Here is a 17,136-nt window from a genome sequence, read left to right as displayed (position 1 = left end):
AAAAACGCATTTTTCTAAAAATAAAATAAAATAAAAACTTCCCAAGGTGATTCACTTTGGGAAGTTTCGTTTAAAACATAAAAACACAAACTATGAAAAAAACTATTTTTCTCTGTTTAAAATCAGTTGTTTTGCCGAATCTGAAGCGGTTACCAAACCGGCTCCAAGCATGATGATATCTTTTATAACCAATCTTCCAGCTGCGGATAAATAAGGAAACCCGTGATCTGGGCCACCTAAATTTGGGACCCAAGCTTCTGGGGTAGTAATGAGAAATGTTAAAGTTACAATCGACATTCCGAAGGTGAGAATCCCACCAATAAGTCCTATTTTTGGAAACCAAATTCCGAGTAAAACCAAAATTCCGAAAGCGACAATTACTGTTCCTAAACCATACGAAAATGCGTAAGTTCCGTTGGTTTCATGCCATTTGATATTCTCGGCAACTGCTTCTCCTTCTTTGTTTTTGTGTAATTTGTAATTATCGCCGTCTGAAACTTTATGGTTCAAAAAGAAACTCATAAAAGGCGAATTTGCGACAAAAGGAATAATTCCGTCGGCTTCATATTGATAAGCCTTTAGACCACCAATCCATGCCATCACAATGAAAATTCCAATTCTTAAAAGATGAATAAATTTGCGTTGTGAGTTGGCTAATAATTCTAACATATCTATTTGATTTATAGGCAAATTTAGGTCGAATTAATCAGCAGTAAAATGGACGATTTTGGCGATTATTTGGACAAATCTGCCACGATAGAAATTCCTGCTTCTTCGCGGAATTGAGTGGGCGAAATTCCGGTATGTTTTTTAAAATATTTGCTGAAATAAAATTCATCTTCAAAATTGAGTTCACCAGCAACTTCTTTCATTGATTTTCTGGTGAGATGAATTTGTTTTTTTGCTTCCAGAATTACACGTTCCTGAATGATTTGCGAAGGTGTTTTCGAGAATTCTGCTTTTATTTTTTTACTTAAACGATTAGGAGAAATATGAAGTAAGTTTGCATAAAACGCCGGACTTTTCTCCACCAGAAAATGTTGCTCTACCAAATTTTGAAAGTCTTTCAGCTCCTTGAAATCTTTTTGCATTAAATCGGCCGATGGTAGAAATTTACTTTTTTCTTTGCTGGAAATCGCTAAAATTAATTGAAGATAAGACCGCAAAACCGCACCTGAGAAATCTTCGGAAACATTTATTTCTTTAATCTTTGAAAAATAATCATAGATTTCATCGAAAGTATTTTTAGTTAAAGAAAAATGTGGAAAAAGATAAATATTATTGAAAAGTAAACCATTGCAGGCGACTTCTTTTTTATGAAATTCGATGCAATAGAAATCACCGTGGAAACTCAGCATCTGTATTTCAATATTATTTTCAGTGATAATTTGGATATTTTGAAAAGGGGAAGTGAAGAAAACCGTTTGTCCTTTGAATTCATATTCTACAAAATCGACCAATATTTTTCCTTCACCATCAAACAGAAAAATGTGATAAAAAGCGTCGCTGAAGACCTTTTCGAAATCGCTGTTCTGTTTTTGAAGAACCGAAAAATTTGAATTATTCATTTTGTAAAATTACAGTATTTGAATGATTTCATTGATTGTGAAATTTTTTTAGGATGTTTTGAAACAAATATTTTAAATTGCCTCTAACTTTTTAGAGGACTAAAATAGGTCTTCCTTGGAAAAAGAATCTTTAGAAAAGATTGAAAAGCAAAGGTGTGATCTTCAAGATTTCTAAAATGGATTTGGATAATTTTGATGACCAAGTTTTTAAAAATACAATCTTTGGTTAGTCAGGTCTAAGGATGGTCTTATTTTTTAATTTAAATAAAAGGATGAGATTTAATCAATATTATACCTAATTGATAATAAAAAAACACTCCCCAATTTGGAAAGTGTTTTAAATTTATATAAAATTTATTTTAGTTAAAATCACTAATTAAATTCCATCAATGATCGTATTCAAAGTTGTTGAAGGTCTCATCGCTGCATCTGTTTTCTCTGAATTTGGCTGGTAATATCCACCGATATCCTGAGGTTTCCCTTGCGCACCAATTAACTCATCATTAATTATTGATTCCTGATCAAGCATCGCTTTAGCCACAGGAGCGAAAATAGCCGCCATATCAGCATTTTTGGTTTGTGTTGCTAATGCTTCTGCCCAATACATTGCCAGATAGAAATGGGAGCCTCTGTTGTCGATAGAACCTACTTTTCGTGAAGGTGACTTGTCATTAGCCAAAAACTTCTCATTGGCCACGTCTAAAGCATCTGCTAAAATCTGCGCTTTATCGTTATTTTGAGTTTGAGCCAAATGTTCTAAACTCGCCTGTAATGCCATGAATTCTCCTAAAGAATCCCAACGCAAATAACCTTCCTGGATAAATTGTTGGATGTGTTTCGGTGCAGAACCTCCGGCTCCGGTTTCGAAAAGACCGCCACCATTCATCAATGGAACGATAGAAAGCATTTTTGCCGAAGTTCCTAATTCTAAAATAGGGAAGAGGTCAGTTAAATAATCTCTCAATACATTACCGGAAACAGAAATGGTATCTAAACCTTTTCTGATTCTTTCTAAAGTGAAATTCATCGCATCTTCGATATTCATAATTCGGATGTCAAGACCAGTTGTGTCATAATCTTTAAGATATTTCTCAACTTTCCTGATCATTTCCCGGTCATGCGCTCTTTGGTTATCTAACCAGAAAACGGCAGGAGTATCTGATAATCTCGCTCTGTTGACCGCTAATTTTACCCAATCCTGAATTGGTGCATCTTTTGCCTGGCACATTCTGAAAACGTCTCCTGTCTGAACAGGCTGTTCCATATATACATTCCCATCAGCATCAGAAATTTTTACAGTTCCGTCTGCAGAAAGTTGGAAAGTTTTGTCATGAGAACCGTATTCTTCAGCTTTCTGAGCCATTAATCCAACGTTGGGAACTGAGCCCATTGTTCGGGGATCAAGTGCACCATGCTTCTTCATGTCATCAATGGCTGCTTGGTAGAAACCTGCGTAACATCTGTCCGGGATCATTGCAACAGTGTCTTCTTCATTTCCTTCTGCATTCCACATTTTACCGCCACCTCTAATTAAGGCAGCCATAGAAGCATCAACGATAATGTCGGAAGAAACGTGGAAGTTGGTAATTCCTTTGTCAGAATTTACCATCGCGATTCTTGGTCCGTTTTCAATTGTTTTTGCGATATCCGCTTTAATTTCTGCTTCTTTTGGATGACCGGAAATTTTTTCAAAAAGTGTTGCTAATCCGAAGTTTGGATTAATATCTAATTCTTTGAAAGTATCTTTATATTTTTCGAAAACATCTTTGAAATACGTTTCTACAATAGCTCCAAAAATAATTGGATCAGAAATCTTCATCATTGTCGCTTTCAGGTGTCCGGAAAGAAGAACATTTGCTAATTTTGCTTCTGCCATTGCATCGGCAACAAAACCTTTCAGTGCAGAAAGACTCATCACAGAAGAATCGATAATTTCTCCGGCTTTCAAAGGAGATAATCCTTTCAGTTCTTTTACAGAACCGTCATTTCCGAAGAATTCTATTTTATATTGAGCGTCATTTTCTACCGTTACTGATTTTTCAGTTCCATAAAAATCGCCACTTTTCATATTTGCTACGGTAGTTTTAGAATCTGCTGACCAAACTCCCATTTTGTGAGGATTTGCTTTGGCATAATTCTTCACAGCTTTCGGTGCTCTACGGTCTGAATTCCCTTCTCTAAGAACAGGATTCACAGCGCTACCCAAAACTTTGGCATAGGTGTTTTTAATTTTTTCTTCATCCGCATTTTTCGGTTCGGCCGGATAATTAGGTAAAGCGAAACCGTGCTTTTGTAATTCAGCAATGGCTTCATCTAATTGTGGAACTGAAGCTGAGATATTCGGAAGTTTAATAATATTTGCATCTGGAGTAGTTGCCAACTGACCCAATTCAGCCAGAGCATCTTCTACTTTTTGATCGTCTTTCAGATATTCTGAGAAATTTGCCAGGATTCTGCCGGCAAGTGAAATGTCTTTTGGTACAATTTCGATGTCTGCAGTTTTAGTGAACGCTTGTACAACAGGTAAAAAAGAATGAGTTGCCAGCATTGGCGCCTCGTCTGTCAGCGTGTAGACGATTTTAGATTTTTCTGCCATTATATTTGATTTTTAATTTTAAAATTAAGCATGCACAAAAGTAGTGAATTTTAGGCAGATTTCGACTGGTTTTTAGGGATTTCTTACCGTTTATCAGGGTTTATAAAAACAGCAAAAAAAATAAAGTTTAGATTTTATAACTTTTATAAACTTTTGATTTTTTTTGGAATAAAGCTTTTGTCTTTTGCATTAAAAAAAAGAGATTCCTTTCGAAATCTCTTTTTGTATCACTAATCGAATAAGTCTCTCACTTTCTCGAAAAATGTCTTTTCTTTTCCAGAGGGTTCAGCAAGCATTTCGCCATTTGCCAACTGTTTTTCGAAAAAATCTCTTTGTTCCTTTGATAGGTTTTGTGGCGTCCAGACATTGATGTGAACAAACATATCACCGGTTCCATAACTGTCGATGCTTGGTAAACCTTTTTTAGAAAGTCTTAATATTTTTCCGGACTGTGTTCCTGCATCCACTTTTATTTTAACTTTTCCACCCACGGTCGGGATTTCTTTATGTGCTCCCAAAGCCGCTTCTGCAAAAGAAATATACAATTCCTGATGAAGATTATCGCCTTCTCTTTTGATGTGTGCATCTACTTCTTCCTCTACAACGACCAATAAGTCTCCGGGAGTTCCACCGAATGGTGCGTCGTTTCCTTTTCCGCGAACATTCAACTGTATTCCTTCTCTTGCTCCTGCCGGAATATTAATGGTTACTTCTTCGTCCTCCTTGATCAAGCCTTGTGAGTTGGCTCCAGCCGGTATTTTATCGGCGATTTTACCGATACCCTGACAAGTTCCGCAATGCGTTTGTGTTTGCATTTGACCGAACATGGTGTTCATCACTTTCATCTGTACACCGGATCCGTGGCAGGTAGGGCAGGTTTTGGAAGTTGCACCAGGGGCCAGCTTCATTTTTTTAACTTTAATGGTTTTCTGTGTGCCATTAACCATTTCCTCGAGGTTCAGCTTAATTCTTACTCTCAGGTTGCTTCCGCGAAGCTGTTGTCTTTGCTGACCACCGCCACCGCCGAAATGTCCACCGAAAATATCACCGAACTGGGAGAAAATATCGTCCATATTCATTCCGCCGCCGAAGCCACCGCCGCCGCCAAACCCGCCGCCGCCGTTCATTCCGGCGTGACCATACTGGTCATAACGCGCTTTTTTATTGCCGTCGCTCAAAACCTCGTACGCTTCTGCAGCTTCTTTAAATTTCTCTTCCGCGGATTTATCACCTGGGTTTTTATCCGGGTGAAATTTAATGGCCATTTTACGGTAGGCTTTTTTTATTTCCTCTGGAGAAGCACTTTTAGATACTTCCAGAATTTCGTAGTAATCTCTTTTAGACATAATAATTATGAGTGAATTATCTTCAGATAAGGACTGAAAACATTTTTAATATATTTTATTTGGGCAGCTTAATCCGTCTTCCGTTCCCGCTATTTTTTGCCAAAGCAATTTGCCAACGCTAAAAAAATGAGCTCCACTCAAGCCGGGCTGCACAATTCGACTGTTTAAAGTTTAGTTTCCAGTAACCACTTTTGCGAATCTGATTACTCTGTCAGAAAGCTGATAACCCGATTCTATAACGTCTACAATTTTACCTTTTAACTCTGGAGTAGGCGCAGGGATTTGCGTAATTGCTTCGTGGAAATCAACATTGAAATCGTCACCAGCATTTACGGTCATTGCTTTCAATCCTTTATCAGACAGTTTATTTTTAAATTTTTGGTAGATAAGTTCCACTCCTTTCAAATCTGCTTCATTACCATTTTTGGCAATTTCTTTTAGCGCACGTTCGAAATCATCCAGAACATCCAACATCGAAATCATCATGTCTTGATTAGCATATTGAAAGAATTCCATTTTTTCTTTGGCTGTTCTTTTCTTGTAATTTTCGAATTCTGCAAAAAGTCTGATATAGCGGTCTCTTTCTTCTGCCAAAAGGTCTTCTGAAGACGGCTCTGTTGTCACGCTTTCAGTGGTTTCTTCTGTACTGTTTTGAGTAAAATCGTCTTGTGGATTTAAGTTTTCTTCGTGAATATCTTTGTGGTCTGACATAATGTTAAATTTTATACGGAACGATTCACAAAGATTTTGCCAAAAAAGACTTTAGGACATTTCGGCAGATTTATAAGAAAGTACTGCAGTTACATTTCAGTAAATGTCTGAAAGAGCAGAATAATATTAAGAGTGAGAATTATTCCCGAGATGATCCAAACTAATACCTGAAGCCATGGTTTGTTTACAAATACGCCCATTTTTAATTTAGAATTGGTAAACATGATCAGCGGAACAACCGCGAAACTAAGTTGCATCGATAAGATGACCTGGCTTAAAACCAGTAAGTCAGTAGTTCCTTTCTCACCATACAGTATCGTTACGATCAAAGCTGGAACTACCGCAATCGAGCGGGTGATTAATCTTCTTAACCAAGGTTTTAAGCGAATGTTGAGGAAACCTTCCATTACAATTTGTCCGGCCAGTGTTCCAGTTAAAGTAGAATTTTGACCGGACGCCAATAAAGCTATTGCAAAGAAGATACTGGCAAAAGTAGTTCCCAGGATGGGTGTCAGCATTTCGTGAGCATCATGAATGTCGGCGATATCATGATTTCCGGTGGTGTGAAAAGTTGCAGCGGCAACAATAAGTATTGCTGCATTAATGAAAAATGCTATAAATAAAGAAACCGTACTGTCAATGGTGGCGAATTTAATCGCTTCTTTTTTTCCGTCGTGGTTTCTTTTGTAATTTCTGGTTTGCACGATACTGCTGTGCAGGTATAGGTTGTGTGGCATTACAGTCGCTCCCAGGATTCCGATTGCGATATATAGCATAGAAGGATTGGCAATCACTTCTTTCTGAGGAACCAATCCGGCAAGAAGTGGGAAAATATCGGGTTTACTTAAAATGATTTCATACGCAAAACTTCCCAAAATAACAAAAGTTAAGCCTGCAACAATACTTTCGATAACGCGAAAACCTTTGGCCTGAAGGAAAAGAATAATGAAAACATCAACTATTGTGATGGCAACTCCCCAAGTTAATGGAATTCCGAAAAGTAAATTCAAAGCGATTGCTGATCCGATAACTTCTGCCAAATCACAGGCAGCGATAGCGATTTCACAGAGAATCCAAAGGATAAAATTCGTAGTCGGGCTGAAATGGTCCCTACAAGCTTGCGCTAGATCCCGTTCTGCAACAATTCCTAATTTTAAAGATAAATGCTGGAGGATCATCGCAAAGAGATTCGAAATTAAAACTACAGAAAGTAGGGTGTAGCCGAACTGTGCGCCTCCTGCAATATCGGTAGCCCAGTTTCCGGGATCCATATAGCCAACTGCAATCATTAATCCTGGCCCAGCGAACGCAAAGAGTTTCTTCCAAAAGCCAGCATCCTTTGGAATATTGATAGAAGAAAAAACTTCCGGTAAAGAATTGGATTGTTTTTCTCTTCTCCAAGGATTTTTCTGATTGTTCACAAATGTTAGGTTAGCCTAACAAAAATAATTAAATAAATCTTATCATCAATTATAAAACAAAAAAAATCCCGAAAAAATTTCGGGATTCCTATAATATAATTTTAAGAAATTACTTTGTAAAACGTACGGCCATTTTTCTATCAACAGCTCTTTCGTCGTCAGAAGCTGTGGCAGGAACTTTCGCGAATTCGCTTCCGTAGCCTTTTGCTTCAACAACTTGTTTAGTTACGCCTAATTTGCCAAGTTCAGCTTTGATAAAATCAGCTCTTTTTTGAGAAAGCTCTTTATTTTTCGCAGCATCACCAGTTATATCAGTATAACCGCCCACTTTTATTTTAGCATCAGGATAAGCTTTTAAGATTTCTGCTAAGTTTTGGATTTGTCCTTCAGAACCTGGCTCCAATTCAGTAGCAGAACCAATTTTGAAGTTTACATTGTCAAAATTATACCAGGTATCTTTTAATACTGCATCATCTGCGGCGTTTTTATAACCGTCAGATTTTAAGAAACTGATCATTGATGCTTCCATTCCATTGGCATAACCTTTAATCATTTTTCCGTTTAAGTCGATGTCTGTAACTTCTTTTTGAGGCATCATTACTGCTGCGCTGTCATTAGCGGTTGACATTGATGAATCTATTGGAGCGATTTCCGTGTTTTGCGTTACAGGCTCAGGTTTCTTACCATATTGTTTCCAAAGGAACCAGGCTGCTAAAGCCAGTAATATAAGAGGTAATAACCATTTCCAGATAGATCCTCCTTCATTGTTATTGTCACTTGGCGCAGGATGGGAATTTGTGTTTCCGCCTCTGTTGACTTCTACTTTTGGTTGATCGTAAGAAGTTACTTTTACAGTTTCTGCTTCATGTCCGCCGAAAAGATTTCCTACACCTAATGAAGCTAAAGAAAGGCCGGCAGGAAGTAATGAAGAAACGATTCCTTTTTGATCATGTAGCAAACTGGTAATTCCAGATACGCCGATGTTATTATCTGCCGCATATTTCCCTACAGAACCTAAAGTCGCTCCTGTAACCATATTCAATAAAGAACTAGATGTTGAATTGCTGACTCCGGAATAAGAGGATATCGCATTCACAATACCTCCAATTTTATCTCCAAAAATTGCGGTTAATACCGTAGTAATTAAAGAACTGTTTGAAGTTCCACCAAGTAAATTACCAAGCATACCACTTGAAGCTGCTCCTGTAATTGCATCGAGAACTCCTGGTTTATCTGCATTATTAGCCATACCACCAACTACAGCTGGAAGTAATCCACTAATCGCTTTTGAAATTCCTGATTCGCTTTCTCCATATTGAGAGGCAGCTTGTGAAATCAACGCTGGACCTAATTGCCCTTTAATAAGATCAATAATGTTTAATGCCATAATAGTTTAATTTTTAAGGTTAATTGCTGGGATATATGCAAAATTTAGTCCAAAACCTTACATATTAACTAATTTATTAAAATATTAACACTTTAAAGAATACAGTTTGCTTTATGATTGACTAGTAGGCTTTTGCGAAAATCACTCTTTGTTTTGAAGGCTTTCCGGTAATTAAAGAGATGCCATCTTCCAATTCATTATTCAAAGGAATGCAACGGATTGTGGCTTTTGTTTCGTTTTTAATTTGCTCCTCTTCTTCAGCGGTACCGTCCCAGTGCGCAGAAATAAATCCACCTTTTTCATCAAGTACTTTTTTAAATTCGTCATAAGAGTTTACCTTCGTAATGTGAGAGTCTCTATAATTTAATGCTTTAGAGAAAATATCTTTTTGGATTGTTTTTAATAATTCATCAATATAATTCTCAATGTTCTCTAAAGGTTGTGTTTCTTTAGTTAAATTATCTCTACGCGCTATTTCTACCGTTTTATTTTCTAAATCTCTGGCGCCCATTGCAATCCGGATTGGTACTCCCTTCAGTTCATATTCTGCAAATTTCCAACCCGGTTTGTTATCGGTTCGGTTATCATATTTCACAGAAATGCCTTTGGCTTTTAATTTTTCCTGAATTTCAAATGCGACTTCATTAATTTGGTTTAATTGTTCTTCACCTTTAAAGATAGGAACAATCACCACCTGAATTGGCGCTAAACTTGGAGGAAGTACCAAGCCTAAATCATCAGAATGCGTCATAATCAAACCACCGATTAATCGGGTAGAAGTTCCCCACGAAGTACCCCAGGCATGTTCGATTTTGCCTTCTTTATTGGTAAATTTAACATCAAATGCTTTACCGAAATTCTGTCCTAAAAAGTGTGACGTTCCGGCCTGCAGAGCTTTTCCATCCTGCATTAGAGCTTCTATACAATAGGTTTCATCTGCACCTGCAAATCTTTCTGAAGCTGTTTTAATTCCTCTAATCACAGGAATGCCCATGAAATTTTCTACGAAATCTGAATATACATGGATCATTTTTTCAGTTTCTTCAATGGCTTCTTCTTTGGTCGCATGCGCGGTATGTCCTTCCTGCCAAAGGAATTCTGCTGTTCTTAAGAAGAAACGTGTTCTCATTTCCCACCGAACAACATTAGCCCATTGATTTATTAAAATTGGTAAATCTCGGTAAGACTGAATCCATTTTTTATAAGTATTCCAGATAATAGCTTCGGATGTTGGACGGACAATTAGTTCTTCTTCTAATTTTGCCTCCGGATCGACAATTAATTTCTTGGGATTATTAGGGTCTGTTTTCAGGCGGTAATGGGTTACAACTGCACATTCTTTAGCAAATCCTTCTGCATTCTGTTCTTCGGCTTCGAAATAACTCTTCGGAATAAAAAGGGGAAAATAGGCATTTTGGTGACCTGTTTCTTTGAATTTTTTATCAAGTTCATCCCGCATTTTTTCCCAAATTGCATAACCATAAGGTTTAATAACCATACAGCCACGGACTCCGGAATTTTCTGCCAAATCAGCCTGTACAACCAATTCATTATACCATTTGCTATAATCTTCAGCTCTCGAAGTAATTTTTGCCATTATATTTTATCTTTTAATTTAACTAGTACTCGCTTTTATTATCTAATTTAAAAAGCCTATTTTTACTCAAAATTTTTACCCGATAATTGGTACAATTTTGGTGCAATTTGCAAATATAAATCAAATTAAAACTTTTTCACCTTATCATGAAAAAAATTACTTATAAAAATTCAATTGGATTGCTGAAATCTAAAGCGGTTTTAGCAATATTCGGCAGTTTTATTTTAGCCTCTTGTGGTACGACAATGGGTGGTTATAGTGAGACTGACGGCATATATTACGATCCCAATAAAGATACCATTCCAGAGGGAATTGTGATGAACGACGGAAATCACGTGGGGAACTATTATGACTATCAGCAAACTGACAATCAAAACAAATATCTGAATTCCGAAAACAGGAACCAAAGATGGCAAGATTCCCTGAATTCCGATTGGGGGAATTTCACAGGAACCGAAACTTATTATACAGACTGGGGATATCCTTACGGATTTTATTCAGGATTTGGGATGAGTTTTGGATTTGGATCACCTTGGGGATTTGGCGGTTATTATAACCCGTGGAGATTTGGTTACAGTAGTCCTTTCTCCGGATATTACAATCCTTATTACGGCTACTATAATCCTTACTACAGTTACAGTCCTTATGGATACTATTCCCCTTACCAATATGGTTATGGTGGCTACAACAGTTATAATGCACCGCGTTTTAATAATAAAAGAAGTGGCTCTGACGGTTCTGGATTTAGAACTGGTAATACTGCGGTAAGACCGAACAATAATCAAAGTTCTGGCTTTAGAAATGATAATCCGCGATATAACTCTCAGCAGAATAATACACGATATAATTCGCAACAGCAACAGCAAAATAACAATCAACCAAGATATAGAACTTCGCCTCAACCGAATTCAACACCGAGACAAAATAACACGCCGAGACAGGAAGCGCCTACTTATAACCAACCAAGCAGAAATAATTCTGATGGTGGTGGTTTCAGATCCGGGAACTCAGGTGGTGGATTTAACAGTGGATCATCCAGCTCAAGTTCTGGATCTACTAGATCTTCAGGAGGCTTCAGACGATAATATTTAATTCAAGCATATTTTAAAAAATGATTAAAAAGTCTTTTATAATTTTGGGTATTTCCGCAGCATATTTTGTGAATGCCCAAGATATTTCCACTCTTAGGAATACGTCAGAAATTTATTCTAATTCGTCTTTAAACGGAACAGCAAAATACAATGCAATGGCCGGATCTATGGGAGCTTTAGGTGGAGATTTTTCGGTATTAAACTCGAATCCTGCTGGAATTGGAGTGAATATTGCAAGTGAAATGTCAGGAACTTTAGCGATTCAAAACAGTATGAATGCAACTTCATTAGCAGGGAAATCAATCGATTATAAAGTGAATCGGACTGACCTCGGAAATGTGGGAGGTGTTATGGCATTAAAAATTGACGGCTTATCTCCCTGGAAATTTGTAAATATCGGAGTCAACTATTCCAGTCAGTCAATTGAAGATTATTCTGAAACGCCGGGTAACAGCAAAGTGAATTTCAATCTCTATAACAGCGATAATCAATTAGTTGATAATATAGCGTTTGCAGGGCATGCCTACAACCGATATGGTGATCTTTCGAAAATGAGCGTTGCAGTTGGCGGTAATTATGATAACAGGATTTATGTTGGTGCAGGTTTAAATTTTCACAGCGCAGTTATTGACCAGTACGATACCGCTGCATTTGATTCCAGCGTAAATAATACCACAAGTTTTTACAACAAACAATACACCCCATTTTCTGAAACCTCTAACGGTTTTTCTGCTTCCGTAGGGATTATTGGAAAAATAAATCCACAATTCAGAGTAGGCGCGGCTTTAGAAACACCAACCTGGTGGAGTATCGCCAGAGTTTATAAAGAATATGAAAACCCAACAGACGGAACTTATTCCGAGGATAGAAATCTTTCTACGCCGATGAAAGCGACTTTAAGTGCAGCTTTCGTTCCCAATAAAAGTTTTGCAATCAACGTAGACTATAGTTTAGGTTTAACCAAGCCAAAATATAAAGTCTATGGAAATGCTGAAACTGAATTGAATAACTTCTTCAGTGATCATTCTAAAAATTTATCTGAAGTAAAAGTAGGTGCCGAATACAGAATCAATGCTTTGCGTCTTAGAGGTGGATACGGTTTTGCCACAAGTCCTTTTGATTCCGTGAGTATTTCAGTGTTTTCAGATAATGGAACTGCAGGAAATAATTCTTATGATAATTTAATTGTAGGGAAAAGATCTACAGTTGGAGCAGGAATCGGCTATGATTTTAAATCATTCTATATCGATGCGGCTTATCAAAATTTGAGCTCAGAATATAAAAGTCCATTCTTAAGAGGTTATGCTTCTAATAATACGGGATATTTCTCTAACGATAATGTTGTTGAAACCAATTCAGCAATAGTTTCAAACGTAAAAAATAAGAGAGATAATTTCTTTATAACTCTCGGTTGGAAATTCTAACTGAGAACAGCTTAAAAATAATAAAGACTCCGAATTAATTTGGAGTCTTTTTTTTGCGTTAAAATTTAATGATTATGAAAAAGATGACTGGTCATTGCGAGCAAAACGCCTAATGTTACAAAACCAATTTTTTTCCAGTCTACATTGTGATGTTTATTGCTCTCGAAAATAATAACTGATGAAATATGAAGAAAAATTCCGCCTACCAAAGCCAGAAAATACACTTCAAGATTTGGATTAAAATATTTGCCTAAAAGTAAACCTAAAGGCGACGCCAACGCAAAAATCGAAATAATTAGAAAAGCCGAAGCTGAGAATTTTTTATTCTTCACCAAAAAAGCGCCCAAAATAAAAGAGATCGGAATATTATGAACCAAAATCCCCGTTAAATAAGGGCTCAAAGTTTCCCGTTCATTTGCCAGTGGAATTCCTTCTAAAAAAGCGTGTATAAAAAGCCCAATCATTAAGGCCAAGGGAAGAATGTTTTTTCCATCAGAATGATGATGAAAGTGCCCGTGCTCAAAACCTTTGGTTAGATTTTCTAAAAGCATCTGCAGCAAAACGCCGCCAATTACCCAAAGTCCAATGTTATGATGTTCACCGGAATATATTTCGGGAAAAACCTCATTCAAACAAATGGTAATTAAAAAGCCGGCACTTACGATCAAAATAGTCTTAGCAAACCTGTCGCGGTCTCCGAAAAACTTTCCCAGAAAGACTCCAATTAAAACACTGAGAATTAATAAAATAATAATCATAATTCAATTTTAGTCGTGGCTTTTCTTTTTAAAAACATTAATGCAGCGTGGGGAACTTTCTAAATTAAATTCAGTCAAATGGTAATCACCAAAAATTTGAACCCGCTCAAAACCAAACTCCAGAGCATAACCGTTGATTTCTTCCAAAGTATGCAGTTTTACTTTTTCGAAGAAATGATAATTCTTTCCTTTATCTTTAAAAAAGATGTCTTTGATGACGTGTTGATCTTCAATTTTCTTTTTAATTGTAAAATCGATTCCTTCTTTCGTTGTTTGATCTTCTTTAATTAAAGTATTTTCGACCCATTTCGCATTCAGGAAATCCAAAACAAAATAACCGTCGTCTTTCAAAACATTTGAGATTGATTGGAAAACTTTTCGGTCATCGTTTTCATCTTCGAAATAGCCAAAACTGGTAAAAAGATTCAAAACAGCATCAGCTTTTTCCATTGATATTTCAGGAAAAATTTCTGCACGCATATCGTGAACTTCAAATTTTAAATCCGAATTTTCGAACTGTTTATTGTGTTCTATGCTCTGACGAGATAAATCCAGACCCAAAACCTGATAACCCATTTTGTTCAAAAAAACAGAATGCCTGCCTTTTCCGCAAGCCAAGTCAATAATTTTCGAATCTTTCGGAATATTTAAGTTGTTGATTAACAGAGTGATGAAGTTTTCTGCTTCTGCAAAATCTCTGTCTTTATAAAGAATGTGATAATAAGGAGTATCAAACCAAGTTTCAAACCATGCCATTCTGCAAAAATAACTAAATTTGCAATTGCAAAACGACAAGTTGTAAAAATATTTCTTTGGATAAGTATCTTTACAGAAATTATGAAAACAGCAATCGGTCATTTTAATGAACCTTTAATAATAAACTCAATTCACCTTTAATAATTCAACAAATTGTTGGTCATCAATATATGGATACAGAAAATTTAAAAATACAGATTAAAACGTTTTTCGGCCTCGAAGAAATTTTAGCAGAAGAAATCAGAAAACTCGGCGGAACAAATGTAGAAGTAAAAAACCGTGCGGTAAACTGCGAAGGCGATTTGGGCTTTCTTTACAAAATAAATTATTCCGCCCGAACGGCCTTGAAAATCTTAGTTCCGGTACTTACTTTCAAAGCCTGGGACGAAAACCGTTTCTACGACAAGCTTTTCGATTTTCCTTGGGATGAATATATGACAGTTGATCAGTCTTTTGCAATTGATACTACAATTTATTCCGAAAGATTTTCACATTCTCAGTTCATGGCTCAAAAAATGAAAGATGCGATCGTAGATTTCTTTAAATTCAAATACAACAAAAGACCGAGCGTTGATACGCAACAACCGGACATTAAATTACACCTTCATATCGACCGGGAATTGGTGACAATTTCGTTGGATTCTTCCGGCGATCCATTATTTAAAAGAGGATACCGAAAAGAACAGGGAGAAGCGCCATTGAATGAAGTGCTAGCTTCAGGAATGTTACAATTAGCGGGCTGGGACGGAAAAGGAAATTTCCTGGATCCAATGTGTGGTTCGGGAACATTATTGATTGAAGCCGCCATGATTGCTATGGATTTACCGGCGCAGACTTTCCGTAGAAGATTCGGTTTTCAAAACTGGTTGAATTATGACGAAGAATTATTCAAAACAATTAAAGAAGTCCGTCTTAATCGGGTAAAGGAATTCACCGGAAAAATCGTGGGTTACGATATCGATTCAGACATGCTTCATGCGGCAAGAGTCAATATCGAAGCTGCCGAAATGGATGATGTTATCGAAGTAAAACACCAGGATTTCTTTGAATCTAAAAAAGAATTATTTCCGCTGATGATGGTTTTCAATCCGCCTTATGATGAAAGAATTGTAATTAATGATGACGAGTTTTACGCTAAAATCGGAGATACCTTTAAGAAAAACTATCCAAATACTTTGGCTTGGCTAATTTCTTCAGATTTAGATTCATTGAAAAGAGTCGGATTGCGACCTTCGCGTAAAATTAAACTGTTTAACGGAAAACTGGAATGTCGTTTTATGCAGTACGAAATGTATGAAGGAACGAAGAAAATTCATAAACTGGAAGGGAGAGAAGGAGACAGTTAATGACCAAATCATCGCATCGCCAAATCAACAAATCATCGCATTGAATACCATCTCCATCATCATCGCTATCTACAATCGGAAAGACGAACTTTTCGAGCTCCTCAATTCCTTATCCCACCAAACCGATAAAGATTTTGAGGTCATCATTGTCGATGACGGTTCACTGATTAATTTACGGCCAACTGCCGAATTGTTCAATGAAAGTTTAAAGATTGAGTTTTTCCGGAAAGAAAATTCAGGTCCGGGATTGTCAAGAAATTACGGTGCAAAAAGAGCCAAAAATGACTGGCTCGTTTTCGTCGATTCCGACGTAATTGTCGAAACCGATTATATTCAAAATATTAAAAAGAACATTTCCGAGATTCCGTGCGACGCTTTTGGTGGCGCAGACAAAGCCCACAAAGGCTTTAATCTCATGCAGAAAGCCATTTCCTATTCCATGACTTCCGTTTTCACTACAGGCGGAATTCGTGGCAATAAGAAAGCGGTGACTAAATTTCAACCCCGAAGTTTCAATATGGGCGTTCGAAAATCGGCTTTCGAAAAGGTTGGTGGTTTTTCAGAAATGCGCATTGGTGAAGATCCCGATCTTTCGATGCGACTTTGGGAAAACGGCTTTACAACAGCGTTTTTCGATGATATTGGCGTTTATCATAAACGCCGGGTCGACTTTGGAAAATTCTCCACACAGGTCTATCAGTTTGGTTGTGCAAGACCGATTCTCAATCAGCGTCATCCGAAATACACTAAGATTTCCTTTGCCTTTCCATCGTTTTTTTTGGTGGGATATTTCCTCGGATTTATCGAGTATTTTTTCTTTCAAAAAGGACTTATTTTAGGTTTTTACGGACTTTACACGTTCATCGTTTTCTTCCACGCTTTATACAAAACCAGAAACATAAGCATTGCCGCAATGGCGATCATTTCTACATATATCCAAATGTTCTCGTACGGTTACGGCTTTCTGAAATCGTGGATTTTATTGAATATTTTCCGCCAAAAACCCGAAGAAGCATTTCCATTGCATTTTCATAAACCTTAATTTTATTTGGGCGCACATTTGGCTTCGTCGAATAGGAAATTATTATTTTCTTGGGCGCACATTTCCGCCCTCCGTTCCCGCTTTTTTGTTCCG

Annotated in this window: 14 protein-coding genes; 4 read left to right on the top strand and 10 right to left on the bottom strand. The window is 37.0% G+C overall.

Annotated elements, in window-relative coordinates:
* Nucleotides 1-102: 102 nt before the first annotated feature.
* From QGN23_RS03525 to proS, 8 genes are all read right to left on the bottom strand, one after another.
* A complete protein-coding gene (locus QGN23_RS03525; protein WP_282905652.1) occupies nucleotides 103-669 on the bottom strand; it encodes a DUF417 family protein in 567 nt (188 codons plus the stop codon).
* Between the two features lie 65 nt (nucleotides 670-734).
* Nucleotides 735-1,568 (bottom strand): helix-turn-helix domain-containing protein, encoded by an 834-nt coding sequence (locus QGN23_RS03520; RefSeq protein ID WP_282905651.1) that lies wholly within the window; start codon nucleotides 1,566-1,568, stop codon nucleotides 735-737.
* A 376-nt stretch (nucleotides 1,569-1,944) separates the two neighbouring features.
* Complete coding sequence (locus QGN23_RS03515; protein ID WP_282905650.1) at nucleotides 1,945-4,164, bottom strand: NADP-dependent isocitrate dehydrogenase; 2,220 nt, start codon at nucleotides 4,162-4,164, stop codon at nucleotides 1,945-1,947.
* 230 nt (nucleotides 4,165-4,394) lie between these two features.
* Entirely contained in the window at nucleotides 4,395-5,510 is a 1,116-nt protein-coding gene (dnaJ, locus tag QGN23_RS03510) for a molecular chaperone DnaJ (protein WP_282905649.1), read from the bottom strand.
* Between the two features lie 171 nt (nucleotides 5,511-5,681).
* Nucleotides 5,682-6,221, bottom strand: coding sequence for a nucleotide exchange factor GrpE (locus QGN23_RS03505; protein ID WP_282905648.1), 540 nt, complete (start codon nucleotides 6,219-6,221; stop codon nucleotides 5,682-5,684).
* A gap of 89 nt (nucleotides 6,222-6,310) precedes the next feature.
* Complete coding sequence (locus QGN23_RS03500; RefSeq protein WP_282905647.1) at nucleotides 6,311-7,642, bottom strand: Nramp family divalent metal transporter; 1,332 nt, start codon at nucleotides 7,640-7,642, stop codon at nucleotides 6,311-6,313.
* Between the two features lie 109 nt (nucleotides 7,643-7,751).
* Nucleotides 7,752-9,029, bottom strand: coding sequence for an OmpA family protein (locus tag QGN23_RS03495; RefSeq protein WP_282905646.1), 1,278 nt, complete (start codon nucleotides 9,027-9,029; stop codon nucleotides 7,752-7,754).
* Nucleotides 9,030-9,150: 121 nt separating this feature from the next.
* Entirely contained in the window at nucleotides 9,151-10,626 is a 1,476-nt protein-coding gene (gene proS, locus QGN23_RS03490) for a proline--tRNA ligase (RefSeq protein ID WP_282905645.1), read from the bottom strand.
* A 146-nt stretch (nucleotides 10,627-10,772) separates the two neighbouring features.
* Between proS and QGN23_RS03485 the strand changes: the two genes are divergently transcribed.
* Nucleotides 10,773-11,711 carry a prolyl-tRNA synthetase gene (locus tag QGN23_RS03485; RefSeq protein ID WP_282905644.1) on the top strand — a complete coding sequence of 313 codons (939 nt, stop codon included), beginning with the start codon at nucleotides 10,773-10,775 and terminating at the stop codon, nucleotides 11,709-11,711.
* A gap of 26 nt (nucleotides 11,712-11,737) precedes the next feature.
* Nucleotides 11,738-13,141: an OmpP1/FadL family transporter gene (locus tag QGN23_RS03480; protein ID WP_282905643.1), complete on the top strand. Its 1,404-nt coding sequence runs from the start codon at nucleotides 11,738-11,740 to the stop codon at nucleotides 13,139-13,141.
* 65 nt (nucleotides 13,142-13,206) lie between these two features.
* Here QGN23_RS03480 and QGN23_RS03475 read toward each other — a convergent pair whose 3' ends face one another.
* Together QGN23_RS03475 and QGN23_RS03470 are read right to left on the bottom strand one after the other, a co-directional pair.
* Nucleotides 13,207-13,899 carry a ZIP family metal transporter gene (locus QGN23_RS03475; RefSeq protein ID WP_282905642.1) on the bottom strand — a complete coding sequence of 231 codons (693 nt, stop codon included), beginning with the start codon at nucleotides 13,897-13,899 and terminating at the stop codon, nucleotides 13,207-13,209.
* A 9-nt stretch (nucleotides 13,900-13,908) separates the two neighbouring features.
* Nucleotides 13,909-14,655, bottom strand: coding sequence for a class I SAM-dependent methyltransferase (locus QGN23_RS03470; protein ID WP_282905641.1), 747 nt, complete (start codon nucleotides 14,653-14,655; stop codon nucleotides 13,909-13,911).
* A 170-nt stretch (nucleotides 14,656-14,825) separates the two neighbouring features.
* On the opposite strand from QGN23_RS03470, the gene QGN23_RS03465 reads away from it, so the two are divergent.
* Together QGN23_RS03465 and QGN23_RS03460 are read left to right on the top strand one after the other, a co-directional pair.
* A complete protein-coding gene (locus QGN23_RS03465) occupies nucleotides 14,826-16,001 on the top strand; it encodes a THUMP domain-containing class I SAM-dependent RNA methyltransferase (RefSeq protein ID WP_282905640.1) in 1,176 nt (391 codons plus the stop codon).
* A gap of 40 nt (nucleotides 16,002-16,041) precedes the next feature.
* Nucleotides 16,042-17,043: a glycosyltransferase gene (locus tag QGN23_RS03460; protein ID WP_282906357.1), complete on the top strand. Its 1,002-nt coding sequence runs from the start codon at nucleotides 16,042-16,044 to the stop codon at nucleotides 17,041-17,043.
* Nucleotides 17,044-17,136: the final 93 nt, after the last annotated feature.

The organism is Chryseobacterium gotjawalense (assembly GCF_030012525.1).
Classification (GTDB): Bacteria; Bacteroidota; Bacteroidia; order Flavobacteriales; family Weeksellaceae; genus Kaistella; species Kaistella gotjawalense.
This window is presented reverse-complemented; position numbering and strand designations above follow the sequence as displayed.

Excerpts from the sequence above, each read along its gene's own strand:
- QGN23_RS03515 (WP_282905650.1), bottom strand. The coding sequence starts at position 4,164 with ATGGCAGAAAAATCTAAAATCGTCTACACGCTGACAGACGAGGCGCCA.
- QGN23_RS03465 (WP_282905640.1), top strand. The coding sequence starts at position 14,826 with ATGGATACAGAAAATTTAAAAATACAGATTAAAACGTTTTTCGGCCTC.
- QGN23_RS03480 (WP_282905643.1), top strand. The coding sequence starts at position 11,738 with ATGATTAAAAAGTCTTTTATAATTTTGGGTATTTCCGCAGCATATTTT.
- QGN23_RS03520 (WP_282905651.1), bottom strand. The coding sequence starts at position 1,568 with ATGAATAATTCAAATTTTTCGGTTCTTCAAAAACAGAACAGCGATTTC.
- dnaJ (WP_282905649.1), bottom strand. The coding sequence starts at position 5,510 with ATGTCTAAAAGAGATTACTACGAAATTCTGGAAGTATCTAAAAGTGCT.
- QGN23_RS03495 (WP_282905646.1), bottom strand. The coding sequence starts at position 9,029 with ATGGCATTAAACATTATTGATCTTATTAAAGGGCAATTAGGTCCAGCG.
- QGN23_RS03470 (WP_282905641.1), bottom strand. The coding sequence starts at position 14,655 with ATGGCATGGTTTGAAACTTGGTTTGATACTCCTTATTATCACATTCTT.
- QGN23_RS03485 (WP_282905644.1), top strand. The coding sequence starts at position 10,773 with ATGAAAAAAATTACTTATAAAAATTCAATTGGATTGCTGAAATCTAAA.
- QGN23_RS03505 (WP_282905648.1), bottom strand. The coding sequence starts at position 6,221 with ATGTCAGACCACAAAGATATTCACGAAGAAAACTTAAATCCACAAGAC.
- QGN23_RS03525 (WP_282905652.1), bottom strand. The coding sequence starts at position 669 with ATGTTAGAATTATTAGCCAACTCACAACGCAAATTTATTCATCTTTTA.
- QGN23_RS03475 (WP_282905642.1), bottom strand. The coding sequence starts at position 13,899 with ATGATTATTATTTTATTAATTCTCAGTGTTTTAATTGGAGTCTTTCTG.
- proS (WP_282905645.1), bottom strand. The coding sequence starts at position 10,626 with ATGGCAAAAATTACTTCGAGAGCTGAAGATTATAGCAAATGGTATAAT.